Origin of the sequence: Citrobacter sp. C5_2 (assembly GCF_014596845.2) — a bacterium.
GTDB classification, from domain to species: Bacteria; Pseudomonadota; Gammaproteobacteria; order Enterobacterales; family Enterobacteriaceae; genus Citrobacter; species Citrobacter werkmanii.
Genome location: NZ_CP115032.1, coordinates 4128243 through 4151143, shown reverse-complemented (window position 1 = coordinate 4151143; position 22901 = coordinate 4128243). Strand labels below are relative to the sequence as shown.

Annotated in this window: 20 protein-coding genes; 13 read left to right on the top strand and 7 right to left on the bottom strand. The window is 51.8% G+C overall.

Annotation, left to right across the window (positions count from 1 at the left end; all coding sequences use genetic code 11):
• Nucleotides 1-4 precede the first annotated feature (4 nt).
• From ICA20_RS20280 to mtnN, 3 genes are read right to left on the bottom strand one after another with little or no spacing between them, the layout of a single operon-like run.
• On the bottom strand, nt 5-628 hold the full coding sequence (locus ICA20_RS20280; protein WP_038637378.1) for a TRIC cation channel family protein: 624 nt from the start codon (nt 626-628) through the stop codon (nt 5-7).
• A gap of 37 nt (nt 629-665) precedes the next feature.
• Nucleotides 666-1466, bottom strand: a complete 801-nt coding sequence (gene btuF / locus ICA20_RS20275; protein WP_038637382.1) for a vitamin B12 ABC transporter substrate-binding protein BtuF — start codon at nt 1464-1466, stop codon at nt 666-668.
• Complete coding sequence (gene mtnN, locus ICA20_RS20270) at nt 1459-2157, bottom strand: 5'-methylthioadenosine/S-adenosylhomocysteine nucleosidase (protein WP_038637386.1); 699 nt, start codon at nt 2155-2157, stop codon at nt 1459-1461. The genes btuF and mtnN overlap by 8 nt, the downstream gene beginning before the upstream one ends.
• Before the next feature lie 83 nt (nt 2158-2240).
• On the opposite strand from mtnN, the gene dgt reads away from it, so the two are divergent.
• The 3 genes from dgt to cdaR all read left to right on the top strand — a co-directional run bounded on the left by dgt (nt 2241) and on the right by cdaR (nt 6627).
• Entirely contained in the window at nt 2241-3758 is a 1518-nt protein-coding gene (gene dgt / locus ICA20_RS20265) for a dGTPase (protein WP_038637389.1), read from the top strand.
• A gap of 129 nt (nt 3759-3887) precedes the next feature.
• Nucleotides 3888-5321, top strand: a complete 1434-nt coding sequence (degP, locus tag ICA20_RS20260; RefSeq protein WP_005132129.1) for a serine endoprotease DegP — start codon at nt 3888-3890, stop codon at nt 5319-5321.
• Nucleotides 5322-5469: 148 nt separating this feature from the next.
• Entirely contained in the window at nt 5470-6627 is a 1158-nt protein-coding gene (cdaR, locus tag ICA20_RS20255; protein WP_038637395.1) for a DNA-binding transcriptional regulator CdaR, read from the top strand.
• An 83-nt stretch (nt 6628-6710) separates the two neighbouring features.
• Here cdaR and ICA20_RS20250 read toward each other — a convergent pair whose 3' ends face one another.
• The 4 genes from ICA20_RS20250 to map form a co-directional block, all read right to left on the bottom strand.
• Nucleotides 6711-7097 (bottom strand): DUF3461 family protein, encoded by a 387-nt coding sequence (locus ICA20_RS20250; protein WP_003018562.1) that lies wholly within the window; start codon nt 7095-7097, stop codon nt 6711-6713.
• A 109-nt stretch (nt 7098-7206) separates the two neighbouring features.
• Entirely contained in the window at nt 7207-8031 is an 825-nt protein-coding gene (gene dapD / locus ICA20_RS20245) for a 2,3,4,5-tetrahydropyridine-2,6-dicarboxylate N-succinyltransferase (protein ID WP_006686779.1), read from the bottom strand.
• A gap of 31 nt (nt 8032-8062) precedes the next feature.
• Nucleotides 8063-10735, bottom strand: a complete 2673-nt coding sequence (glnD, locus tag ICA20_RS20240; protein ID WP_038637397.1) for a bifunctional uridylyltransferase/uridylyl-removing protein GlnD — start codon at nt 10733-10735, stop codon at nt 8063-8065.
• A gap of 113 nt (nt 10736-10848) precedes the next feature.
• Nucleotides 10849-11643 carry a type I methionyl aminopeptidase gene (gene map, locus ICA20_RS20235; RefSeq protein ID WP_038637400.1) on the bottom strand — a complete coding sequence of 265 codons (795 nt, stop codon included), beginning with the start codon at nt 11641-11643 and terminating at the stop codon, nt 10849-10851.
• Between the two features lie 451 nt (nt 11644-12094).
• Here map and rpsB point away from each other — a divergent pair, with 451 nt between their 5' ends.
• From rpsB to skp, 10 genes are all read left to right on the top strand, one after another.
• A complete protein-coding gene (gene rpsB, locus ICA20_RS20230; RefSeq protein WP_003018553.1) occupies nt 12095-12820 on the top strand; it encodes a 30S ribosomal protein S2 in 726 nt (241 codons plus the stop codon).
• A 134-nt stretch (nt 12821-12954) separates the two neighbouring features.
• On the top strand, nt 12955-13806 hold the full coding sequence (tsf, locus tag ICA20_RS20225; protein WP_003018551.1) for a translation elongation factor Ts: 852 nt from the start codon (nt 12955-12957) through the stop codon (nt 13804-13806).
• Nucleotides 13807-13951: 145 nt separating this feature from the next.
• Nucleotides 13952-14677, top strand: coding sequence for a UMP kinase (pyrH, locus tag ICA20_RS20220; protein ID WP_003018549.1), 726 nt, complete (start codon nt 13952-13954; stop codon nt 14675-14677).
• Nucleotides 14678-14816: 139 nt separating this feature from the next.
• Nucleotides 14817-15374 (top strand): ribosome recycling factor, encoded by a 558-nt coding sequence (frr, locus tag ICA20_RS20215; protein WP_006686783.1) that lies wholly within the window; start codon nt 14817-14819, stop codon nt 15372-15374.
• A gap of 98 nt (nt 15375-15472) precedes the next feature.
• Nucleotides 15473-16669, top strand: coding sequence for a 1-deoxy-D-xylulose-5-phosphate reductoisomerase (gene ispC / locus ICA20_RS20210; protein WP_038637403.1), 1197 nt, complete (start codon nt 15473-15475; stop codon nt 16667-16669).
• Nucleotides 16670-16856: 187 nt separating this feature from the next.
• Entirely contained in the window at nt 16857-17615 is a 759-nt protein-coding gene (gene ispU, locus ICA20_RS20205; RefSeq protein WP_032940405.1) for a (2E,6E)-farnesyl-diphosphate-specific ditrans,polycis-undecaprenyl-diphosphate synthase, read from the top strand.
• Nucleotides 17616-17627: 12 nt separating this feature from the next.
• On the top strand, nt 17628-18485 hold the full coding sequence (cdsA, locus tag ICA20_RS20200; protein WP_038637406.1) for a phosphatidate cytidylyltransferase: 858 nt from the start codon (nt 17628-17630) through the stop codon (nt 18483-18485).
• 11 nt (nt 18486-18496) lie between these two features.
• Nucleotides 18497-19849 (top strand): sigma E protease regulator RseP, encoded by a 1353-nt coding sequence (gene rseP / locus ICA20_RS20195; protein WP_038637407.1) that lies wholly within the window; start codon nt 18497-18499, stop codon nt 19847-19849.
• A 29-nt stretch (nt 19850-19878) separates the two neighbouring features.
• Nucleotides 19879-22293 (top strand): outer membrane protein assembly factor BamA, encoded by a 2415-nt coding sequence (gene bamA, locus ICA20_RS20190; RefSeq protein ID WP_038637411.1) that lies wholly within the window; start codon nt 19879-19881, stop codon nt 22291-22293.
• 122 nt (nt 22294-22415) lie between these two features.
• Entirely contained in the window at nt 22416-22901 is a 486-nt protein-coding gene (gene skp / locus ICA20_RS20185) for a molecular chaperone Skp (RefSeq protein ID WP_016151765.1), read from the top strand.

The following is a 22901-nucleotide window of genomic DNA, read 5'->3' as shown; positions in this document are numbered from 1 at the left end:
CATATCAACGCCCGTTATCATCCAGCGCAAACGTCGGCAATTTCAAATGCCAGCGAATGGCGGCCAGCCGAATCAGCAGGGTGACAATCATCCCCATCATACTGGCGTTTTCCAGTGAAACATCAAAAGTATAAAACGCGGTCGCATGTACGATCCCGCCGATAATACAGGCTGTAGCGTAGATTTCGGTGCGCAAAATCATCGGCACTTCACGGGCTAATACGTCACGAATGATCCCACCGCCAACGCCGGTAATCACGCCCATACAAATCGCCACCAGAGGCCCTGTTCCGGCAATAAAAGCTTTGTTGACGCCAATACCCACAAATACCGCCAGACCAACGGCATCCAGCACCGGCAGGATCCACTTCGGCAACCGTCGGGGCTGACGCACCAGCAGGATCGTCAGCATGCTGGTGATCATCGCCACCACCAGATCGGTAGGATCCTTAACCCAAAAAACCGGTCCGTTATCCAGCGCCATATCGCGGATCGTCCCGCCACCGACGGCTGTTACCACGCCTAAGACCAGAACGCCGAAGGGATCCATACGCAGTTTTCCGGCAAGCAATACGCCAGAGATAGCAAATACCGCGGTACCGACAATATCCAGCCAATAGACGAGCATGTTTAAATCCTCACAACAAACCTGGTGGGGGCAGGCGCTAATTTACCTGTGAAAGCGCATTGCAGAGTTGTTTTGCGGCGAGGATAATACGCGGGCTCGCACGTTCGAACCAATCACTATTAAGGGTAATAACCGGGATTTTAAGCTGATTTCCCCAATATTGCTCAATTTTCAGCGTTTCGCCCGAACCACCGGTGGCAACGATAGCCTGCGGCGCTCTTGCCAGGACCTGTTCACGGCTAACCTGCGGCCATGGAACCCGACTGCCGGCAAAAATGTTTTCTCCGCCGCATACCTCAAGAACCTCATGCTGAATGGAGCCTTTTCCACTGGTAAACAGAGGATTCGCCCCAAACTGCAGAAACACGCGTTTTTTCGGTTTGTTGGCATACTGAGATTTTAGTAAAGCGTATTCATCAAGCAATGTTTTTGCCGCCTGTTTGGCCTGCTCTGGCCTGGGGCTCCATGGCGCCAATTGGCGTAGCGCATCGGCGACCTGCTCAATGTTAACGGCATCCACCCACATGACCTTAATGCCCAGCGCAGTTAGCTGATTAACCTGCCGTTCAGCATTTCCTCCGCGCCAGGCGACGACCAAATCCGGTTTCAGCGCCACAATGCGTTCCAGATTCATGCCTTGCCAGGTTGAGACCTCTTCAATATTTTGGGCCTCGGGCGGGTAATTGGAGTAGCTGCTGACGCCAACGGGCGTAATGCCTGCGGCAAAGGCGAGTTCAGTATTGGCTGGAGAAAGCGTAACAACACGCGGCGCGGCGTAAAGGAACGCCGGAAGAGTGAAAAGCAGGGCGACCAGCGCCCCGGAGAGTAATTTAGCCATGCGCCAGTTTCTGTACCAGCGTTTCAACCATCAGGCTTGACTGCTTCGCGGCGACCACCAGGAACTCGTCAAAGCTGAGATGGGACTGCTGATCGGCGACGTCAGAAATGGCGCGAACCACGACGAACGGCACGTTAAAATTGTGGCAAACATGCGCAATCGCGGTTGCTTCCATCTCAACGGCAATCGCCTGCGGGAAGTTATGCTTAATTTTAGCCAGGCCGACAGAGCCATTAATGAAGGCATCTCCGCTGACGATAAGCCCACGGACGGCATTCAGATTCAGTTCAGCAATGCAGGCTTCTGCTGCAGCAATCAGCGCAGGATCGGCTTTGAAACCCGCCGGGCAACCCGGTAGCTGACCAAATTCATAGCCAAATGCCGTGACGTCGGCATCGTGATAGCGCGCTTCATCAGAAACCACGATATCGCCGACTTTCAGCGTAGAGGCCAGGCCGCCCGCTGAACCGGTATTGATGATGGCGTCCGGCTTGCAGCGCTCAAGCAGCAACGTAGCGCCCAGTGCCGCAGCGACTTTACCGATGCCTGATTTCAGTAGCGCAACCTCAGTACCATTCAGTTGGCCGGTGTAAATTTCACAACCGCCGAGAGCGATGGTCTGACGGTTTTCGATTTTGTCACGCAGTAGCGTAACTTCTTCTTCCATTGCACCAATGATGCCGATTTTCATAGATTTACTCGCGATAAGCCAGATTTGAGGGCATAGTCTATCATGCGCTTACGGGGTAGCGCATTTCTCAGGCTGGAGAGGACATGGCACAGATCGATTTCCGAAAAAAAATAAACTGGCATCGTCGTTACCGTTCGCCGCAGGGCGTGAAGACTGAGCACGAGATCCTGCGTATTTTCGAAAGCGATCGTGGACGCATTATCAATTCTCCGGCAATTCGCCGACTGCAACAAAAGACCCAGGTCTTTCCGTTGGAACGTAATGCGGCGGTACGCACGCGTTTGACGCACTCAATGGAAGTTCAGCAGGTTGGTCGCTATATCGCGAAAGAGATCCTCAGCCGACTCAAAGAGCAAAAGTTGCTGGAGCAGTATGGTCTGGATGAACTGACGGGACCGTTTGAGAGTATTGTTGAAATGTCCTGCCTGATGCATGACATTGGCAATCCGCCGTTTGGTCACTTTGGTGAAGCGGCGATTAATGACTGGTTCCGCCAGCGACTGTACCCCGCAGATGCGGAAAGTCAGCCACTCAGCGATGACCGTTGCCTGGTGGCGGCATTACGTTTGCGCGAGGGCGAAGAGTCGCTGAATGATATTCGCCGTAAAGTACGACAGGACCTGTGCCATTTTGAGGGGAATGCGCAAGGGATTCGTCTGGTACATACCCTGATGCGTATGAATCTTACCTGGGCGCAGGTTGGCGGTATTTTGAAATATACCCGCCCGGCGTGGTGGCGCGGCAATGCGCCCGCAACACACAACTATTTAATGAAGAAACCGGGCTATTATCTTTCCGAAGAATCGTATATTGAGAGATTACGTAAAGAATTATCATTAGCGCCTTACAGTCGCTTTCCATTAACCTGGATTATGGAAGCTGCTGATGATATCTCTTATTGCGTGGCCGATCTGGAAGATGCCGTTGAGAAAAGAATCTTTAGCGTCGAACAACTTTATCAGCATCTGTATGCGGCGTGGGGACACCACGAAAAAGGTTCCCTGTTCAGTCTGGTGGTAGAGAACGCCTGGGAGAAATCACGTTCAAATACATTAAGCCGGAGTACCGAAGATCAGTTCTTTATGTATTTACGCGTTAATACATTGAATAAACTGGTGCCGTACGCTGCCCAGCGATTTATCGATAACTTGCCGCAGATTTTCGAGGGATGTTTTAATCACGCGCTGTTAGAAGATGCCAGTAGCTTCAGCCAGTTGCTGGGCGTCTATAAAAATGTGGCGATAAAACATGTCTTTAGCCACCCAGACGTAGAGCAACTGGAGTTACAGGGCTATCGGGTGATCAGTGGGCTGCTGGAAATCTATCAACCGTTATTAAAAATGACTCAGTCAGATTTTACGGAACTGGTCGAAAATGAAAGAGTAAAACGTTTTCCTATCGAGTCCCGGTTATTTCAGAAGTTGTCTACTCGCCATCGCCTTGCTTATGTTGAGGTGGTCAGTAAAATATCGGCTAGTTGCGCTGAGTTTCCTGTTCTGGAATATTATTATCGCTGCCGTTTGATTCAGGATTATATCAGCGGGATGACAGATTTATATGCCTGGGATGAATATCGTCGGTTGATGGCAGTAGAACAATAAATAATCATTTGTAAAGATCGACAATAAAATTTTACTTTTTCCTTAAACTTAAATCTGGAACTTAGCGCTATAAAACGACTCTGACGTATACAGCAATTTTGCGTTATCTGTTAATCGAGAACGAAACACATGAAAAAAACCACATTAGCAATGAGTGCACTGGCTCTGAGTTTAGGTTTGGCGTTGTCCCCCTTGTCTGCAACAGCGGCTGAAACGGCGTCTTCAGCAACGACCGCCCAACAGATGCCAAGCCTGGCCCCGATGCTTGAAAAAGTGATGCCATCGGTGGTGAGTATTAACGTCGAGGGGAGCACGACGGTGAATACGCCGCGCATGCCGCGTAATTTCCAGCAGTTCTTCGGTGATAATTCCCCGTTCTGCCAGGACGGTTCTCCGTTCCAGAGTTCCCCGTTCTGCCAGGGCGGCGCACCGGGCGCTGACAACGGCGGCGGCCAGCAGCAAAAATTTATGGCGCTGGGCTCCGGCGTAATTATTGATGCTGCGAAAGGGTATGTTGTGACCAACAACCACGTGGTGGATAACGCCACGGTAATTAAGGTTCAACTAAGCGATGGCCGTAAGTTTGACGCGAAGATCGTGGGTAAAGATCCGCGCTCCGATATCGCGTTGATCCAGATTCAGGATCCGAAAAACCTGACGGCAATTAAGCTGGCGGATTCCGACGCGCTGCGCGTGGGGGATTACACCGTGGCAATTGGCAACCCGTTTGGTCTCGGTGAGACCGTGACCTCCGGTATCGTTTCTGCGCTGGGTCGTAGCGGCCTGAATGCGGAAAACTACGAGAACTTTATCCAGACGGATGCTGCGATCAACCGGGGCAACTCCGGTGGCGCACTGGTCAACCTGAACGGTGAGCTGATCGGGATTAACACCGCGATCCTCGCGCCGGACGGCGGTAATATCGGGATCGGTTTTGCAATCCCAAGCAACATGGTGAAAAACCTGACCTCGCAGATGGTTGAGTTCGGCCAGGTTAAACGTGGCGAGCTGGGCATCATGGGTACCGAGCTGAGCTCTGAGCTGGCGAAAGCGATGAAAGTTGACGCCCAGCGTGGCGCATTCGTCAGCCAGGTCATGCCGAACTCTTCCGCAGCGAAAGCGGGTATTAAAGCCGGGGATGTGATTACCTCCCTGAACGGTAAACCTATCAGCAGCTTTGCCGCACTGCGTGCGCAGGTGGGAACTATGCCGGTAGGCAGCAAAATTAACCTTGGCCTGCTGCGCGACGGTAAGCCTGTTACTGTGAATCTGGAACTGCAGCAGAGCAGCCAGACCCAGGTTGATTCCAGCTCTATCTTCAAAGGCATTGAAGGTGCTGATATGAGCAACAAGGGCCAGGACAAAGGGGTCGTGGTAAGCGACGTGAAACCGAATTCTCCGGCTGCGCAGATTGGCCTGAAGAAAGGGGATGTGATTATCGGTGCTAACCAGCAACCGGTGAAAAATATCGCCGAACTGCGCAAAATTCTCGACAGCAAACCCGCTGTACTGGCGCTGAACATTCAGCGTGGCGACAGCTCCATCTATCTGTTGATGCAGTAATCTCCCTCAACCCCTTCCTGCACAGGAAGGGGTTTCTTTTTGTGATACCTCCCACAACTCCATACTTCTCTCTTCCGCTTTGTGCATTTGCACAATGTCGTCGCTTGTTATCTTCCTTATGCTTGAGCTCTGCTCACAGGAGGGGTTTATGGCTGGCTGGCATCTCGATACCAAAATGGCGCAGGATATCGTGGCGCGTACCATGCGCATCATTGATACCAATATCAACGTAATGGATGCCCGTGGGCGGATAATCGGCAGCGGCGATCGCGAACGAATTGGTGAATTGCACGAAGGCGCGCTGCTGGTGCTTTCTCAGGGGCGGGTGGTCGATATTGACGATGCGGTTGCACGGCATTTACACGGCGTGCGACAGGGGATCAATCTGCCGCTGCGTCTTGACGGCGAAATCGTTGGCGTTATCGGTCTTACCGGCGAACCGGAACATCTGCGCAAATACGGCGAATTGGTATGTATGACCGCCGAAATGATGCTGGAACAGTCGCGTCTGATGCATCTTTTAGCCCAGGACAGCCGTCTGCGCGAAGAATTGGTGATGAACCTGATTCAGGCGGAAGAAAATACCCCAGCGCTAATGGAATGGGCGCAGCGTTTAGGCATCGATTTGAACCAGCCGCGCGTGGTAGCGGTAGTTGAAGTCGACAGCGGTCAGCTTGGCGTTGACAGCGCGATGGCTGAACTACAGCAATTACAGAATGCGTTGACCACGCCAGAGCGTAATAATCTGATTGCGATTGTTTCCCTGACTGAGATGGTGGTGCTGAAACCCGCGCTCAATCAGTTTGGCCGCTGGGATGCCGAAGATCATCGCAAGCGCGTTGAACAGCTCATTGCCCGGATGAAAGAGAACGGACAGCTGCGTTTTCGCGTCTCGCTCGGCAACTATTTTACCGGACCTGGCAGCATTGCCCGTTCGTATCGTACGGCGCGTACCACCATGATGGTCGGTAAGCAGCGGATGCCGGAAAGCCGAAGCTATTTCTATCAGGATCTGATGCTGCCGGTACTGCTGGACAGCCTGCGCGGCGGCTGGCAGGCCAATGAGCTGGCGCGTCCGTTGGTACGTTTAAAAGCAATGGATAACAACGGTTTGCTGCGTCGGACATTAGCGGCATGGTTTCGGCATAACGTTCAGCCGCTGGCGACCTCAAAAGCCTTGTTTATTCATCGCAATACGCTGGAGTATCGCCTGAATCGTATTTCAGAACTGACCGGGCTGGATTTGGGGAATTTTGACGACAGGCTGCTGCTGTATGTGGCGTTGCAGTTAGATGAGCAGCATTGATTGCCTGATGGCGCTACGCTTATCAGGCAAAATGCCGGGTGGCGGCTTCGCCTTACCCGGCCTACGAATACATCCACTCGCGGTTATTTACGCGTCAGTTTTTCCAGATCGGCTTCAATTTCGCTGATCTTGTTGGTCACGACGCTTTCCAGATGACGTAAATCATCGAGGATCTTACGTTTAAGATCGACTTCGCTGCGATCGCGCTGGCAGATCTGATCCAGTTCATCGATCACATAGCGCAGGTTGGGGCTGATCTCCTGCACTTCTTTATAACCCTGGCCGACGCCATCGGCGACAACCGTTTTACGCTGACGGGGATATTTGAACTTCACGCTCTTGGCAAAAAACTCGCCTTTATCCTTCTGGAAATAGATTTTCAGGATATCGTTATTGGCTTCTTGCCGCAGGCTGTAACGATCGATCTCTTCAGGATTAGTAATGCCCAGACTTTTCAGATTGTCATACATAGCGGTACCCTTAAGCTCACTATAACCATTGAATAATTAACGAAAAGCCTTGTTTACGCCACTCGCAGATGTAAAAAAAGCGGGCTAAGCCCGCTTTTTCAAATTGCTGTTAGTCGATGGTGCGTAACAGTTCGTTGATTCCCACTTTGCCACGCGTTTTGGCATCAACCTTTTTCACTATCACTGCGCAGTACAGGCTGTATTTGCCATCTTTCGACGGCAGGTTGCCGGAGACGACAACGGAGCCCGCCGGAACGCGGCCATAATGTACTTCGCCAGTTTCACGATCGTAAATACGGGTGCTCTGGCCGATGTACACGCCCATGGAGATAACGGATCCTTCTTCGACGATCACACCTTCTACGACTTCAGAACGCGCGCCGATGAAGCAGTTGTCTTCAATGATGGTCGGGTTAGCCTGTAACGGCTCCAGTACGCCGCCAATGCCAACGCCGCCGGACAAGTGTACGTTTTTACCGATTTGCGCACAGGACCCGACTGTCGCCCAGGTATCAACCATCGTACCTTCATCAACATAAGCGCCGATGTTCACGTAAGACGGCATCAGCACGGTGTTACGGGCGATAAACGCGCCCTGACGTACTGCCGCAGGCGGCACCACGCGGAAACCTTCTTTCTGAAAACGCGCTTCGTCATAGTCGGCGAATTTCATCGGCACTTTATCGAAGTAACGGCTTTCCGCACCATCGATAACCTGATTATCGTTAATACGAAAAGAGAGCAGGACCGCTTTTTTCAGCCACTGATGCGTGACCCACTGACCCTCAATCTTTTCTGCGACGCGCAGAGCACCGGAATCCAGTAAAGAAATAACCTGATTCACCGCTTCGCGGGTTACGGTATCCACATTTGCCGGAGTAATGTCGGCACGGCGCTCGAAAGCGGATTCAATAACGTTCTGTAACTGCTGCATTGTTAAACTCTTTCCATAATAAATAAAAACATCACCCTTTATCGTTTGGATTGAGGGCCTCTGTCAACCGTTGATGCACTTCCTGCTGCAGCTCATTATTAAGGGCGCGCCGGTCGGCGGTGGCGATTATGAATAAATCTTCTACTCGCTCGCCAATTGTTGTAATTCGGGCGCCATGCAGCGAAATTCCCAGATCGGCAAAAATCTGCCCGACCCGCGCCAGCAGTCCTGGCTGGTCGAGAGCGATAAGCTCGAGGAATGATTTTCGATCGGTATGGGTCGGCAGAAAAGTCACTTCGGTATCGACGGTAAAATGGCGTAATTTTGCCGGCTGGCGACGCGGTTGCGGCGGTTGCCAGCTACGCTGAGTGATCGCCTGTTCCAGCCCGAAGCGGATCGCTTCGTGTCGGTCTGACGACAGCGGGCTACCGTCCGGCTCCAGCACAATGAATGTATCCATCGCCATTCCATCGCGGGTGGTGAAAATCTGCGCATCGTGGACGCTCAGATTACGCCGGTCCAGCTCGGCGCAAACGGCGGCAAACAGATACGGGCGATCCGGACTCCAGATAAAGATTTCCGTTCCTCCACGCGTTGCCTGCGGGCTAAGCAGAATGAGCGGCTCTTTGAGGTCATGTTGTAAGAGATGACGCGCATGCCAGGCCAGTTGATTTGGACTGTGGCGCACGAAATAGTTTGCCCGACAGCGTGACCAGATATGGTGTAGCGCTTCTTCATCAATGTTATCCATCCGCAATAACGCCAGCGCCTGAAGCTGATGGTGACGCACGCGCTCGCGCATATCCGGCGTGTTTTGCATCCCACGACGTAGCTGTTTTTCCGTGGCAAAGTACAGCTCGCGCAGCAGGCTTTGCTTCCAGCTATTCCACAGCGTTTCGTTGGTGGCGCAAATATCCGCGACGGTCAGGCACACCAAAAAGCGCAGGCGGTGTTCCGTTTGCACTTCTTCGGCGAATTGCTTAATCACTTCGGGATCCTGAATATCGCGACGTTGAGCGGTTACTGACATCAGTAAATGCTGGCGCACCAGCCACACGATCAGCTGTGTTTCGCGGGAGTTCAGGCCGTGTAGCTCGGCGAATTTGAGTACGTCCTGAGCACCGAGAACCGAATGATCGCCACCGCGGCCTTTGGCGATATCATGGAACAAAGCGGCAATCAGAATCAGCTCCGGCTGCCGCAGGCGCGGCCACAGATCCACACACAGCGGATGGCGCTGGCGGGTCGCTTCGTTGGCAAAACTTTCCAACTTGAGCATCACGCGGATGGTGTGTTCATCTACCGTATAGGCATGAAACAGGTCAAACTGCATTTGGCCGACGATATGCGACCATTGCGGCATATAGGCCCACAATACGCTGTGGCGATGCATCGGCAGCAGGCCGCGGCTCACCGCGCCCGGATGGCGTAACATGCTGAGAAACAGCGAGCGCGCTTCCGGGATGTAGCATAACGGCTGCGTTAAATGACGGCGGGCATGGCGCAGATGGCGCAGCGTGGTGGAGTAAATCCCGCTGATTGCGCTGTTACGCACCATGATGTAAAACATCCGCAATATCGCTTCGGGTTTACGGATAAACAGGTCATCGCTGCGCAGATCAATCAAGGAGCCGCGCAGTTGAAAGTCGTCATCAATCGGACGCGGCTTTTCGTCGGCGGGCATGGCGAGGATCGCCTCGTCGAACAGCTGCAACAGCATGTGGTTCAGTTCGCTGACCCGTCGCGTAACGCGGAAATAGTCTTTCATCATCCGCTCGATTGGCTCGTTGCCCTCACCGCCGTAGTTTAGCCGTTGGGCTACGCTGAGCTGACGATCAAACAGCAGGCGGTTATCGTAACGACTCACGATCAGGTGCAGAGCAAAGCGTATGCGCCACAGGATATGCAAGCATTCATTCAGCTCGGCACGCTCCGCCAGCGTCAAAAAACCAAAACCAACCATTTCATCCAGCGACGTGGCGCCAAAATGGCGGCGGGCGACCCATTGTAGAGTGTGGATGTCGCGCAGGCCGCCGGGGCTGCTTTTGATATCGGGTTCCAGATTGTAGCTGGTGCCGTGATAACGCTGGTGACGTTGATTTTGCTCTTCCACTTTGGCGGCGTAAAACTTATCGGACGGCCAGAAACCTTCGCTAAAAATATGCTTTTGTAGCTCAAGAAACAGCGCCACGTCGCCAATCAGCAGGCGTGTTTCTATCAGATTGGTGGCGACGGTTAAATCTGATAAACCTTCCAGCAGACACTCTTCCAGCGTACGCACGCTGTGGCCCACTTCCAGCCTCACGTCCCACAACAGCGTTAACAGCTCTCCGACTTTTTCGGCCTGCGCGTCAGGTAGCTTTTTACGGCTGAGGATCAACAGGTCGATATCGGAAAGCGGGTGCAGTTCGCCACGCCCGTAACCCCCAACGGCAACCAGCGCCAGGTCTGCAATTTGGCCAAAACCGGCTTCAATCCACAGGCGCTGTAGCAACTGGTCAATAAATTCGGTACGGGCCTCAATAAGCTGTTCAGCGGAAATTCCGCTGTCAAACGCTTCGCCTAACCAGCGCTGGAACGTGTCGATATGCGCTTTAATGCCGGCGCAGTTGAGATCGTGCTGTGGCCAGGTTCCGGGATTTTGCGGTTGGCCAGGCAGGGTGGGGAGGGCTGTATTTGCGTGCTGTTCAGGAAGAGTATTCATTATGCGCCACCCATTAAAAAGCCGGATGATGGCGTGAACGCCTTATCCGGCCTACGAAGTAGTACAATTTGTAGGCCTGATAAGATGCGAATGCATCGCCATCAGGCAAAACATTATTCGTCGTGAGTGATGATCGCCGGGATGGTGTCATCCTTGCGTAACGTCAGGATCTCACAGCCGTTTTCCGTCACCACAATAGTATGCTCGTACTGAGCAGACAAGCTGCGGTCTTTGGTTTTCACCGTCCAGCCGTCTTTCATGGTGCGGATGCGGTAATCACCGGCATTCAGCATCGGTTCTACGGTGAAAGTCATGCCCGGCTGCAGTACCACGCCGCCGTCGTCCGCATCGTAGTGCAGAACCTGAGGCTCCTCGTGGAAGCCGCGACCGATACCGTGACCGCAGTATTCACGTACTACAGAGAAGCCTTCGCCTTCCGCGTATTTCTGAATCGCAGCGCCCAACGTGCGCAGGCGAATGCCCGGTTTAACCATCCGCAGCGCCAGATACAGGCTTTCCTGCGTTACACGGCACAGACGTTCGCCCAGAATGGTGGGTTTGCCGACGATAAACATTTTGGAGGTATCGCCGTGGAATTCGTCTTTAATCACGGTCACGTCGATGTTAACGATATCACCATCTTTCAGGTGCTTCGCGTCGTCCGGGATCCCGTGGCACACCACTTCGTTAATCGAGATACACACGGATTTAGGGTAACCGTGGTAGCCCAGGCACGCGGAAATGGCCTGCTGCTCATTAACGATATAGTCATTACAGATGCGATCCAGTTCTCCGGTGCTGACGCCCGGTTTAATGAACGGTTCGATCATCTCCAGTACTTCCGCCGCCAGACGGCCAGCGACGCGCATTTTTTCGATTTCTTCAGGGGTCTTGATTGAGATAGCCATGAATTCTGTCCATCAGTGCCGATTATTTTCGGCAATAATTGTGTAAGTGCTGACAATGGTATCAGTCAGGGGTGTACCCTGCCAAATTGAGAATCATTCTGAACTTCGCCTTTCGTGCCACAGGTGCGTTGGCTACATTTTTTCACCCCAGTCACTTACTGGCCGTAAGCTCCCGGGGATTCAAAAATTTGCCGCCTGCCTGTAACACGAAATTCATCGTTCAATTCAGCACTGAGTGCCAACAATTATTGGTGTCGGTGGCGTATTTGTGGTATAAAGCGCGCCGGACTTCCGATCCATTCGAAGACTACACACGATGGACGGGAGCGACAAATCTCACTTTGTGTAACAACACACACGTATCGGCACATATTCCGGGGTGCCCTTTGGGGTCGGTAATATGGGATGCGTGGAGGCTTAACCCCAACTTTTATATATAGAGGTTTTAATCATGGCAACTGTTTCCATGCGCGACATGCTCAAGGCTGGTGTTCACTTTGGTCACCAGACCCGTTACTGGAACCCGAAAATGAAGCCGTTCATCTTCGGTGCGCGTAACAAAGTTCACATCATCAACCTTGAGAAAACTGTACCGATGTTCAACGAAGCTCTGGCTGAACTGAACAAGATCTCTGCTCGTAAAGGTAAAATCCTTTTCGTTGGTACTAAACGCGCTGCAAGCGAAGCGGTGAAAGAAGCTGCTAACAGCTGCGACCAGTTCTTCGTGAACCATCGCTGGCTGGGCGGTATGCTGACTAACTGGAAAACCGTTCGTCAGTCCATCAAACGTCTGAAAGATCTGGAAACTCAGTCTCAGGACGGTACTTTCGAAAAGCTGACCAAGAAAGAAGCGCTGATGCGTACTCGTGAGCTTGAGAAACTGGAAAACAGCCTGGGCGGTATCAAAGACATGGGCGGTCTGCCGGACGCTCTGTTCGTAATCGATGCTGACCACGAGCACATTGCTATTAAAGAAGCAAACAACCTGGGTATCCCGGTATTTGCTATCGTTGATACCAACTCTGATCCGGACGGTGTTGACTTCGTTATCCCGGGTAACGACGACGCAATCCGTGCTGTGACCCTGTACCTGGGCGCTGTAGCTACTACCGTTCGTGAAGGCCGTTCTCAGGATCTGGCTTCCCAGGCGGAAGAAAGCTTCGTAGAAGCTGAATAATAAGGCACGCTCGTTCGAGCCCCCTTATAAACCAGGTAGTATCACGTTTGGTTAGGGGCCCTTTAGGCCCCTTTTTCACTTTTAAATCTGTGCGGTTTCATGCCGGGCAGATCAAATCTTCCGAGGATTTTAGAATGGCTGAAATTACCGCATCCCTGGTAAAAGAGCTGCGTGAGCGTACTGGCGCAGGCATGATGGATTGCAAAAAAGCACTGACTGAAGCTAATGGCGACATCGAGCTGGCAATCGAAAACATGCGTAAGTCCGGCGCAATCAAAGCGGCGAAAAAAGCAGGCAACGTTGCTGCTGACGGCGTAATCAAAACCAAAATCGACGGCAACATCGCTTTCATTCTGGAAGTTAACTGCCAGACTGACTTCGTTGCTAAAGATGCTGGTTTCCAGGCATTTGCTGACAAAGTACTGGACGCTGCCGTTGCTGGCAAAATCACTGACGTTGAAGTTCTGAAAGCACAGTTCGAAGAAGAACGTGTTGCGCTGGTTGCTAAAATCGGTGAGAACATCAACATTCGTCGCGTGGCTTCCCTGGAAGGCGAAGTTCTGGGTAACTACCAGCACGGTGCGCGTATCGGTGTTCTGGTTGCTGCTACTGGCGCTGACGAAGAACTGGTTAAACAGCTGGCAATGCACGTTGCTGCAAGCAAACCAGAATTCGTTAAGCCGGAAGACGTTTCTGCTGAAGTGGTAGAGAAAGAATACCAGGTTCAGCTGGACATCGCCATGCAGTCTGGCAAGCCGAAAGAAATCGCAGAGAAAATGGTTGAAGGCCGTATGAAGAAATTCACCGGCGAAGTTTCTCTGACTGGTCAGCCTTTCGTTATGGAACCGAGCAAATCTGTTGGTCAGCTGCTGAAAGAGCACAACGCTGACGTAACTGGTTTCATCCGCTTCGAAGTGGGTGAAGGCATCGAGAAAGTTGAGACTGACTTTGCAGCAGAAGTTGCTGCGATGTCCAAGCAGTCTTAATTTTTAAAGGAGCCGCCTGAGGGCGGCTTCTTTTTGTGTCTGGCTTGTAAATTCAGCGAACCGCTATAGTGGTCATGCTGAAAAGCGACATACAATGTCGCCGGAATTAACTCATCTCATTCGTTGACAGTCTCAGGAAAGAAACATGGCTACCAATGCAAAACCCGTCTACAAACGTATTCTGCTTAAGTTAAGTGGCGAAGCTCTGCAAGGTTCAGAAGGCTTCGGTATTGATGCAAGCATACTTGACCGTATGGCTCAGGAAATCAAAGAGCTGGTTGAGCTGGGTATTCAGGTTGGCGTAGTGATTGGTGGCGGTAACCTGTTCCGTGGTGCTGGTCTGGCGAAAGCAGGGATGAACCGCGTTGTGGGCGACCACATGGGCATGTTAGCCACCGTAATGAACGGTCTGGCGATGCGCGATGCGCTTCACCGCGCCTATGTGAACGCTCGCTTGATGTCCGCCATTCCTCTGAACGGCGTGTGTGATAACTACAGCTGGGCAGAAGCTATCAGCCTGCTGCGTAACAACCGCGTTGTTATTTTGTCTGCAGGTACCGGCAATCCGTTCTTCACTACTGATTCAGCAGCCTGTCTGCGCGGTATTGAAATTGAAGCGGATGTGGTACTGAAAGCAACCAAAGTGGACGGCGTATTTACTGCCGACCCGGCTAAAGATCCTACGGCGACCATGTACGAACAGTTGACCTACACTGAAGTACTGGATAAAGAGCTGAAAGTGATGGATCTGGCGGCGTTCACGCTTGCTCGTGACCACAAATTACCGATTCGTGTCTTTAACATGAACAAACCGGGTGCGCTGCGCCGTGTTGTTATGGGTGAAAAAGAAGGCACGTTAATCACGGAATAATTCCCGTTGCGGCTAAATGCAGGTAATATTCCGCTTTAATGTCGCGGGATACGTCCCTCAAAATTAATCAAGACTATACTTGTCACAGCTTGCGTGGTGGGTATGGTCTGACTGAAACGAGCTTTCAAGGATTCGTAACGTGATCAACGATATCAGAAAAGATGCTGAAGTACGCATGGACAAATGCGTCGAAGCGTTCAAAAATCAAATCAGCAAAATTCGTACGGGCCGTGCTTCTCCTAGCCTGCTGGATGGTATTGTCGTGGAATATTACGGCACGCCGACTCCGCTGCGCCAGCTGGCAAGCGTAACGGTTGAAGATTCCCGTACCCTGAAAATCAACGTGTTTGACCGTTCCATGGGACCAGCCGTTGAAAAAGCAATTATGGCTTCCGACCTTGGTCTGAATCCAAGTTCAGCGGGTTCCGACATCCGCGTTCCGCTGCCGCCGCTGACCGAAGAGCGTCGTAAAGATCTGACCAAGATCGTGCGTGGCGAAGCTGAAGGCGCGCGTGTTGCCGTACGTAACGTACGCCGCGATGCAAACGACAAAGTGAAAGCGCTGTTGAAAGATAAAGAGATCAGCGAAGACGACGATCGCCGTTCTCAGGACGAAGTACAGAAACTGACTGACGCAGCGATCAAGAAAGTTGATGCGGCGCTGGCAGAGAAAGAAACGGAACTGATGCAGTTCTGATTCATCTGTACGCTAAAAACGCCGCTTAGAAGGCCTGCAAAGGCTGGATGGCGGCGTTTTGCTTTTTTCTGTCTATACCCTATTTTTCTGGATGTCTCATGAAGCAATTAACCATCCTGGGATCAACCGGTTCCATTGGTTGCAGTACGCTGGATGTAGTACGCCATAACCCGGAAAAATTTCGTGTTGCTGCGTTGGTTGCGGGAAAGAATGTTGCCCGTATGGTGGAGCAATGCCTGGAATTTTCTCCTCGCTATGCGGTAATGGACGATGAAAAAAGCGCGGCATTGCTAAAATCGGCTCTGCTGGAGCAGGGTAGCCGCACTGAAGTTATGAGCGGACAGCAGGCCGCCTGTGATATGGCCGCGCTGGATGATGTTGATCAGGTCATGGCGGCGATTGTCGGCGCAGCGGGCCTGCTGCCGACGCTTTCGGCAATCCGCGCGGGCAAAAGCATTTTGCTGGCGAACAAAGAGTCTCTGGTCACCTGCGGACGTCTGTTTATGGACGACGTGAAACGCCACAAAGCGCAGCTTTTGCCGGTAGATAGCGAGCATAACGCGATTTTTCAGAGTTTACCGCAACCGATCCAACTCAATCTGGGATACGCTGACCTTGAGCAAAACGGCGTCGTGTCCGTACTGCTTACCGGGTCTGGTGGCCCTTTCCGTGAAACGCCATTGCGCGATCTGGTTGCTATGACCCCCGATCAGGCATGTCGTCATCCGAATTGGTCGATGGGACGAAAAATCTCTGTCGATTCAGCCACCATGATGAATAAAGGTCTGGAATACATTGAAGCGCGTTGGTTATTCAATGCCAGCGCAAGCCAGATGGAAGTGCTGATTCATCCGCAGTCGGTTATTCATTCGATGGTACGTTATCAGGATGGCAGCGTTCTGGCGCAGTTGGGGGAACCTGACATGCGTACACCTATTGCCCATACGATGGCATGGCCGGAACGTGTGACGTCTGGCGTTAAGCCTGTCGACTTTTGCCAACTCAGTGCGTTGACGTTTTCCGCACCTGATTATCAGCGCTATCCGTGCCTGAAACTGGCGATGGACGCGTTTGAGCAAGGGCAGGCGGCGACGACCGCCCTGAACGCCGCGAATGAAATTACCGTTGCCGCATTTCTGGCGCAGCAGATTCGATTTACCGATATTGCCGATCTTAATTTATCCGTACTGGATAAGATGGATTTGCAGGAGCCACAGAGCGTTGATGACGTGCTGAAGGTTGATACCATCGCGCGGGAAGTCGCCAGAAAAGAAGTGATGCGACTCTCAAGCTGATGATAATCCCTCTACGGAAGATCGTGCTATTTGTTAGCGTTGGGCTTCAGTGATATAGTCTGCGCCACTCGATCGCGGGTAGTTGCTTTTTTTCGGTCGGGTAAGCCGTGGTTTGACACGGCTTTTTTGTGGATGGGCTTCAGTATTCCTGAGTACCGTAAATCCTTTCAGGGACTAAAAACGCGTTATGTTGTCTGCAACTAAACCATTAAGCGAAAATTTGCCAGCACATGGTTGCCGCCATGTAGCAATCATCATGGATGGCAATGGCCGCTGGGCGAAAAAGCAAGGGAAGATTCGCGCCTTTGGGCATAAGGCCGGAGCAAAATCCGTCCGCCGGGCTGTCTCTTTTGCTGCCAATAACGGTATTGATGCGTTAACGCTGTATGCCTTTAGCAGTGAGAACTGGAACCGACCTGCGCAGGAAGTGAGCGCGTTAATGGAACTGTTTGTGTGGGCGCTTGATAGCGAAGTGAAAAACCTGCACCGCCATAACGTACGTCTGCGTATTATCGGGGATATCAGTCGATTTAACTCACGTTTGCAAGAACGGATTCGCAAATCAGAAGCGCTTACCGCCCAGAATACCGGGTTGACGCTGAATATTGCAGCGAATTACGGTGGACGGTGGGATATTGTCCAGGGAGTCAGGCAACTGGCACAACAGGTGCAGGAAGGTCTGCTGCGCCCAGAGCAAATCGATGAAGAGATGCTTGGGCAGCAAATTTGTATGCATGAACTGGCCCCTGTGGATTTAGTGATAAGGACTGGGGGAGAACATCGAATTAGTAATTTTTTGTTGTGGCAAATTGCCTATGCCGAACTTTACTTTACGGATGTTCTCTGGCCCGATTTCGATGAACAAGACTTTGAAGGTGCGCTGCATGCCTTTGCTAATCGAGAGCGTCGTTTCGGCGGCACCGAGCCCGGTGATGAAAAAGCCTGATGGGGGTCGCTTTTGCTGAAGTATCGCCTGATTTCTGCTTTTGTTTTAATACCCGTTGTCATCGCGGCGTTGTTTTTGCTGCCGCCGGTGGGGTTCGCCATTGTTACGCTGGTTGTCTGTATGTTGGCCGCCTGGGAATGGGGACAGTTAAGCGGTTTTACCACGCGTACACAGCGAGTCTGGCTGGCGGTTTTGTGCGGGCTATTGCTGGCGCTAATGCTATTTTTACTGCCAGAATACCATCGCAATATTCATCAGCCGCTGGTTGAAGTATCGCTATGGGCGTCGCTGGGTTGGTGGATCGTCGCGCTGTTACTGGTACTGTTTTACCCAGGTTCTGCGTCGGTCTGGCGTAATTCCAAAACATTACGCATAATTTTCGGCGTGCTAACCATTGTTCCTTTCTTTTGGGGAATGCTGGCGCTACGGGCATGGCACTATGATGAAAATCATTATAGTGGCGCGCTATGGCTGCTGTATGTCATGATCCTCGTCTGGGGAGCGGACTCTGGCGCGTATATGTTTGGCAAGCTGTTTGGCAAACACAAACTGGCGCCGAAGGTTTCTCCTGGTAAAACCTGGCAGGGTTTTATTGGCGGACTCGCCACTGCGGCCGTAATCTCATGGGGTTATGGCATGTGGGCGAATCTTGAAGTTGCGCCTGTCACCTTGCTCATTTGCTCCATCGTTGCAGCCCTGGCCTCCGTGCTGGGTGACCTGACTGAGAGTATGTTTAAGCGTGAAGCAGGTATTAAGGACAGTGGTCACTTAATTCCAGGACACGGCGGTATTCTGGATCGTATTGATAGCCTGACGGCTGCGGTACCGGTCTTTGCCTGCCTGTTGTTACTGGTATTCAGGACGCTCTAACGGATGGTCTTATGCTGAGTATTCTCTGGAATCTGGCTGCATTCATCGTCGCACTCGGTGTGCTTATCACCGTGCATGAATTTGGTCATTTCTGGGTTGCACGGCGCTGCGGAGTCCGCGTTGAGCGCTTTTCCATTGGCTTTGGAAAAGCGCTTTGGCGTCGTACCGATAAACTGGGTACAGAATACGTCATCGCTCTAATCCCCCTCGGCGGTTACGTCAAAATGCTGGATGAGCGCGCTGAACCGGTGGTACCGGAGCTGCGCCATTACGCTTTCAACAATAAAACGGTTGGGCAGCGCGCGGCTATTATCGCCGCAGGTCCGATCGCAAACTTCCTTTTTGCTATTTTCGCTTATTGGCTGGTGTTTATCATTGGCGTTCCTGGCGTTCGTCCGGTTGTTGGTGAAATAACACCCAACTCGATTGCTGCGCAGGCGCAAATTCAGCCTGGTACGGAACTAAAAGCGGTTGATGGTATCGAAACCCCTGATTGGGATGCCGTGAGACTGCAGTTGGTTTCCAAAATTGGCGATGAGCATACAACGCTCAGCGTGGCGCAGTTTGGCAGTAACCAGCGGCAGGACAAAACGCTGGATTTGCGCCATTGGGCATTTGAGCCAGACAAACAGGATCCCGTCGCCAGTTTAGGGATTCGCCCACGCGGTCCGCAGATTGAATCGGTGCTGTCAGAAGTGCAGGCTAACTCGGCTGCAAGTAAGGCGGGTTTGCAAGCTGGCGACAGGATCGTTAAAGTCAATGGTCAGCCGCTGACGCAATGGATGATGTTCGTGACGCTGGTGCGCGATAATCCGGATAAGCCGTTAGCGCTAGATATTGAAAGACAAGGCAGTTCCTTGTCTTTAACGTTAACCCCGGATTCAAAACAGGTTAACGGGAAGGCAGAAGGTTTTGCGGGCGTGGTGCCTAAAATTATTCCTCTGCCTGATGAGTATAAGACTGTACGCCAGTATGGACCCTTCAGCGCCATCGTCGAAGCCTCGGATAAAACGTGGCAGTTGATGAAGCTGACGGTCAGTATGCTGGGAAAATTGATTACCGGTGATGTAAAACTGAACAACCTCAGTGGGCCGATTTCTATCGCCCAGGGGGCTGGGATGTCAGCGGAGTTCGGGGTGATTTATTACCTGATGTTCCTTGCGCTTATCAGCGTGAACTTAGGGATAATTAACCTGTTTCCGTTGCCCGTTCTTGACGGGGGGCATCTGCTGTTCCTGGCGATTGAAAAGCTGAAGGGCGGTCCGGTATCCGAGCGGGTTCAAGACTTTAGTTATCGCATTGGCTCTATCTTGCTGGTGTTGTTAATGGGGCTTGCACTTTTCAATGATTTCTCTCGGTTGTAAGAGAGTGTTAGGAAGAACGCATAATAACGATGGCGATGAAAAAGTTGCTCATAGCGTCGCTGCTGTTTAGCAGCGCCACCGTATACGGTGCTGAAGGGTTCGTAGTGAAGGACATTCATTTCGAAGGCCTACAGCGAGTCGCCGTTGGTGCGGCTCTCCTCAGTATGCCGGTGCGCACAGGCGACACGGTTAATGATGAAGACATCAGTAATACCATTCGTGCTCTGTTCGCCACCGGTAACTTTGAGGATGTCCGCGTCCTGCGCGATGGTGATACCCTTCTGGTTCAGGTAAAAGAACGTCCGACGATTGCCAGCATTACTTTCTCCGGTAACAAATCGGTGAAAGACGACATGCTGAAGCAAAACCTCGAGGCGTCTGGCGTACGTGTTGGCGAGTCTCTGGATCGCACCACGCTTGCCGATATCGAAAAAGGCCTGGAAGATTTCTACTATAGCGTCGGTAAGTACAGCGCCAGTGTGAAAGCGGTGGTAACGCCGTTGCCGCGTAACCGCGTTGACCTCAAACTGGTCTTCCAGGAAGGTGTTTCGGCGAAGATCCAACAGATCAATATCGTCGGCAACCATGCCTTCTCGACTGACGAACTTATCTCTCACTTCCAACTGCGTGATGAAGTGCCGTGGTGGAACGTAGTGGGCGATCGTAAATACCAGAAACAGAAACTCGCGGGCGATCTCGAAACCCTGCGCAGCTACTATCTGGATCGCGGTTATGCTCGCTTTAATATCGATTCTACCCAGGTAAGCCTGACGCCGGATAAAAAAGGTATCTACATCACCGTTAACATCACTGAAGGCGATCAGTACAAGCTTTCTGGGGTAGAGGTGAGCGGTAACCTGGCCGGACACTCCGCCGAAATTGAGAGCCTGACCAAAATCGAGCCAGGCGAACTCTATAACGGTACCAAAGTGACCAAAATGGAAGATGATATCAAGAAGCTACTGGGGCGCTATGGCTATGCCTATCCGCGCGTACAGTCGCAGCCTGAAATCAACGATGCCGACAAAACCGTTAAATTACGCGTAAATGTGGATGCGGGTAACCGTTTCTATGTGCGTAAGATTCGCTTTGAAGGTAACGACACGTCTAAAGACTCCGTTCTGCGTCGCGAAATGCGTCAGATGGAAGGTGCATGGTTGGGCAGCGATCTGGTCGACCAGGGTAAAGAACGTCTGAACCGTCTGGGTTACTTTGAAACCGTCGATACCGATACTCAGCGTGTTCCGGGCCGTCCGGATCAGGTTGATGTGGTCTATAAGGTGAAAGAGCGTAACACCGGTAGCTTTAACTTCGGCGTCGGTTACGGTACCGAGAGCGGCGTGAGCTTCCAGGCGGGCGTTCAGCAGGATAACTGGTTAGGTACCGGTTATTCCGTCGGGATTAACGGCACTAAAAACGACTACCAGACCTATACTGAGCTATCTGTCACCAACCCGTACTTCACCGTTGACGGTGTGAGCCTTGGCGGACGCGTCTTCTATAACGACTTTGAAGCGGATGATGCAGACCTGTCCGACTATACCAACAAAAGTTATGGTACTGACGTAACGCTCGGCTTCCCGGTTAACGAATACAATACGCTGCGTGCTGGCCTGGGTTATGTACATAACAAACTGTCCAACATGCAGCCGCAGATCGCGATGGATCGTTATCTTGAGTCGATGGGACAACCTGCTGATACCAGCAGTTTTGCCGCTGATGACTTCACCTTCAACTACGGTTGGACGTACAACAAGTTAGACCGTGGTTATTTCCCGACAGACGGTTCGCGTGTCAACCTGAATGGTAAAGTGACCATTCCGGGTTCTGATAACGAATACTACAAATTGTCGATGGATACCGCGACCTACGTGCCGATTGATGACGATCACAAATGGGTTGTCCTGGGCCGTACCAAGTGGGGTTATGGTGATGGCATCGGTAGCAAAGAGATGCCGTTCTACGAGAACTTCTATGCTGGTGGTTCCAGTACCGTGCGTGGTTTCCAGTCGAATACTATCGGCCCGAAAGCTGTTTATAAAAATGGCGCCCACACGAGCTGGGACGATAATAATGATTACGAAGACTGTACTCAGGAAGCTGGCTGTAAATCTGATGATGCGGTAGGTGGTAACGCCATGGCTGTCGCCAGCCTGGAGTTTATTACTCCGACGCCGTTCATCAGCGACAAGTATGCCAACTCGGTCCGTACCTCGTTCTTCTGGGATATGGGTACCGTTTGGGATACGAACTGGGATCCGTCATCTGCGCCGTCGGATGTACCGGACTATAGCGATCCGAGCAATATCCGTATGTCAGCAGGTATCGCTTTACAATGGATGTCCCCATTGGGGCCGTTGGTTTTCTCCTACGCCCAACCGTTCAAGAAGTACGATGGAGACAAAGCGGAACAGTTCCAGTTTAACATTGGTAAAACCTGGTAATTGTTCTTCGCAAAGGAATGTAGTGGTAGTGTAGCGCTGACTTTAGGCGATCTTGCATGGGATCGCCTGGCCACGCAAAGAACTGTACCTTCGGGTGCAAATGGGATGGTAAGGAGTTAATTGTGAAAAAGTGGTTATTAGCTGCAGGTCTCGGTTTAGCGATGGCAACGTCCGCACAGGCCGCTGACAAAATTGCAATCGTCAACATGGGTAGCCTGTTCCAACAGGTTGCACAGAAGACAGGTGTTTCCGCTACGCTGGAAAACGAGTTCAAAGGCCGTGCCAGCGAACTGCAACGTATGGAATCCGATCTGCAATCTAAAATGCAGCGTCTGCAATCAATGAAAGCGGGTAGCGATCGTACCAAGCTGGAAAAAGACGTTATGGCTCAGCGTCAGACTTTCTCACAGAAAGCTCAGGCTTTTGAGCAGGATCGTGCGCGTCGTTCCAACGAAGAACGTGGCAAACTGGTTACTCGTATCCAGACAGCTGTGAAATCTGTTGCTAACAGCCAGAGCATCGATCTGGTCGTTGACGCAAACACCGTTGCATACAATAGCAGCGATGTAAAAGACATCACCGCTGACGTACTGAAACAGGTTAAATAA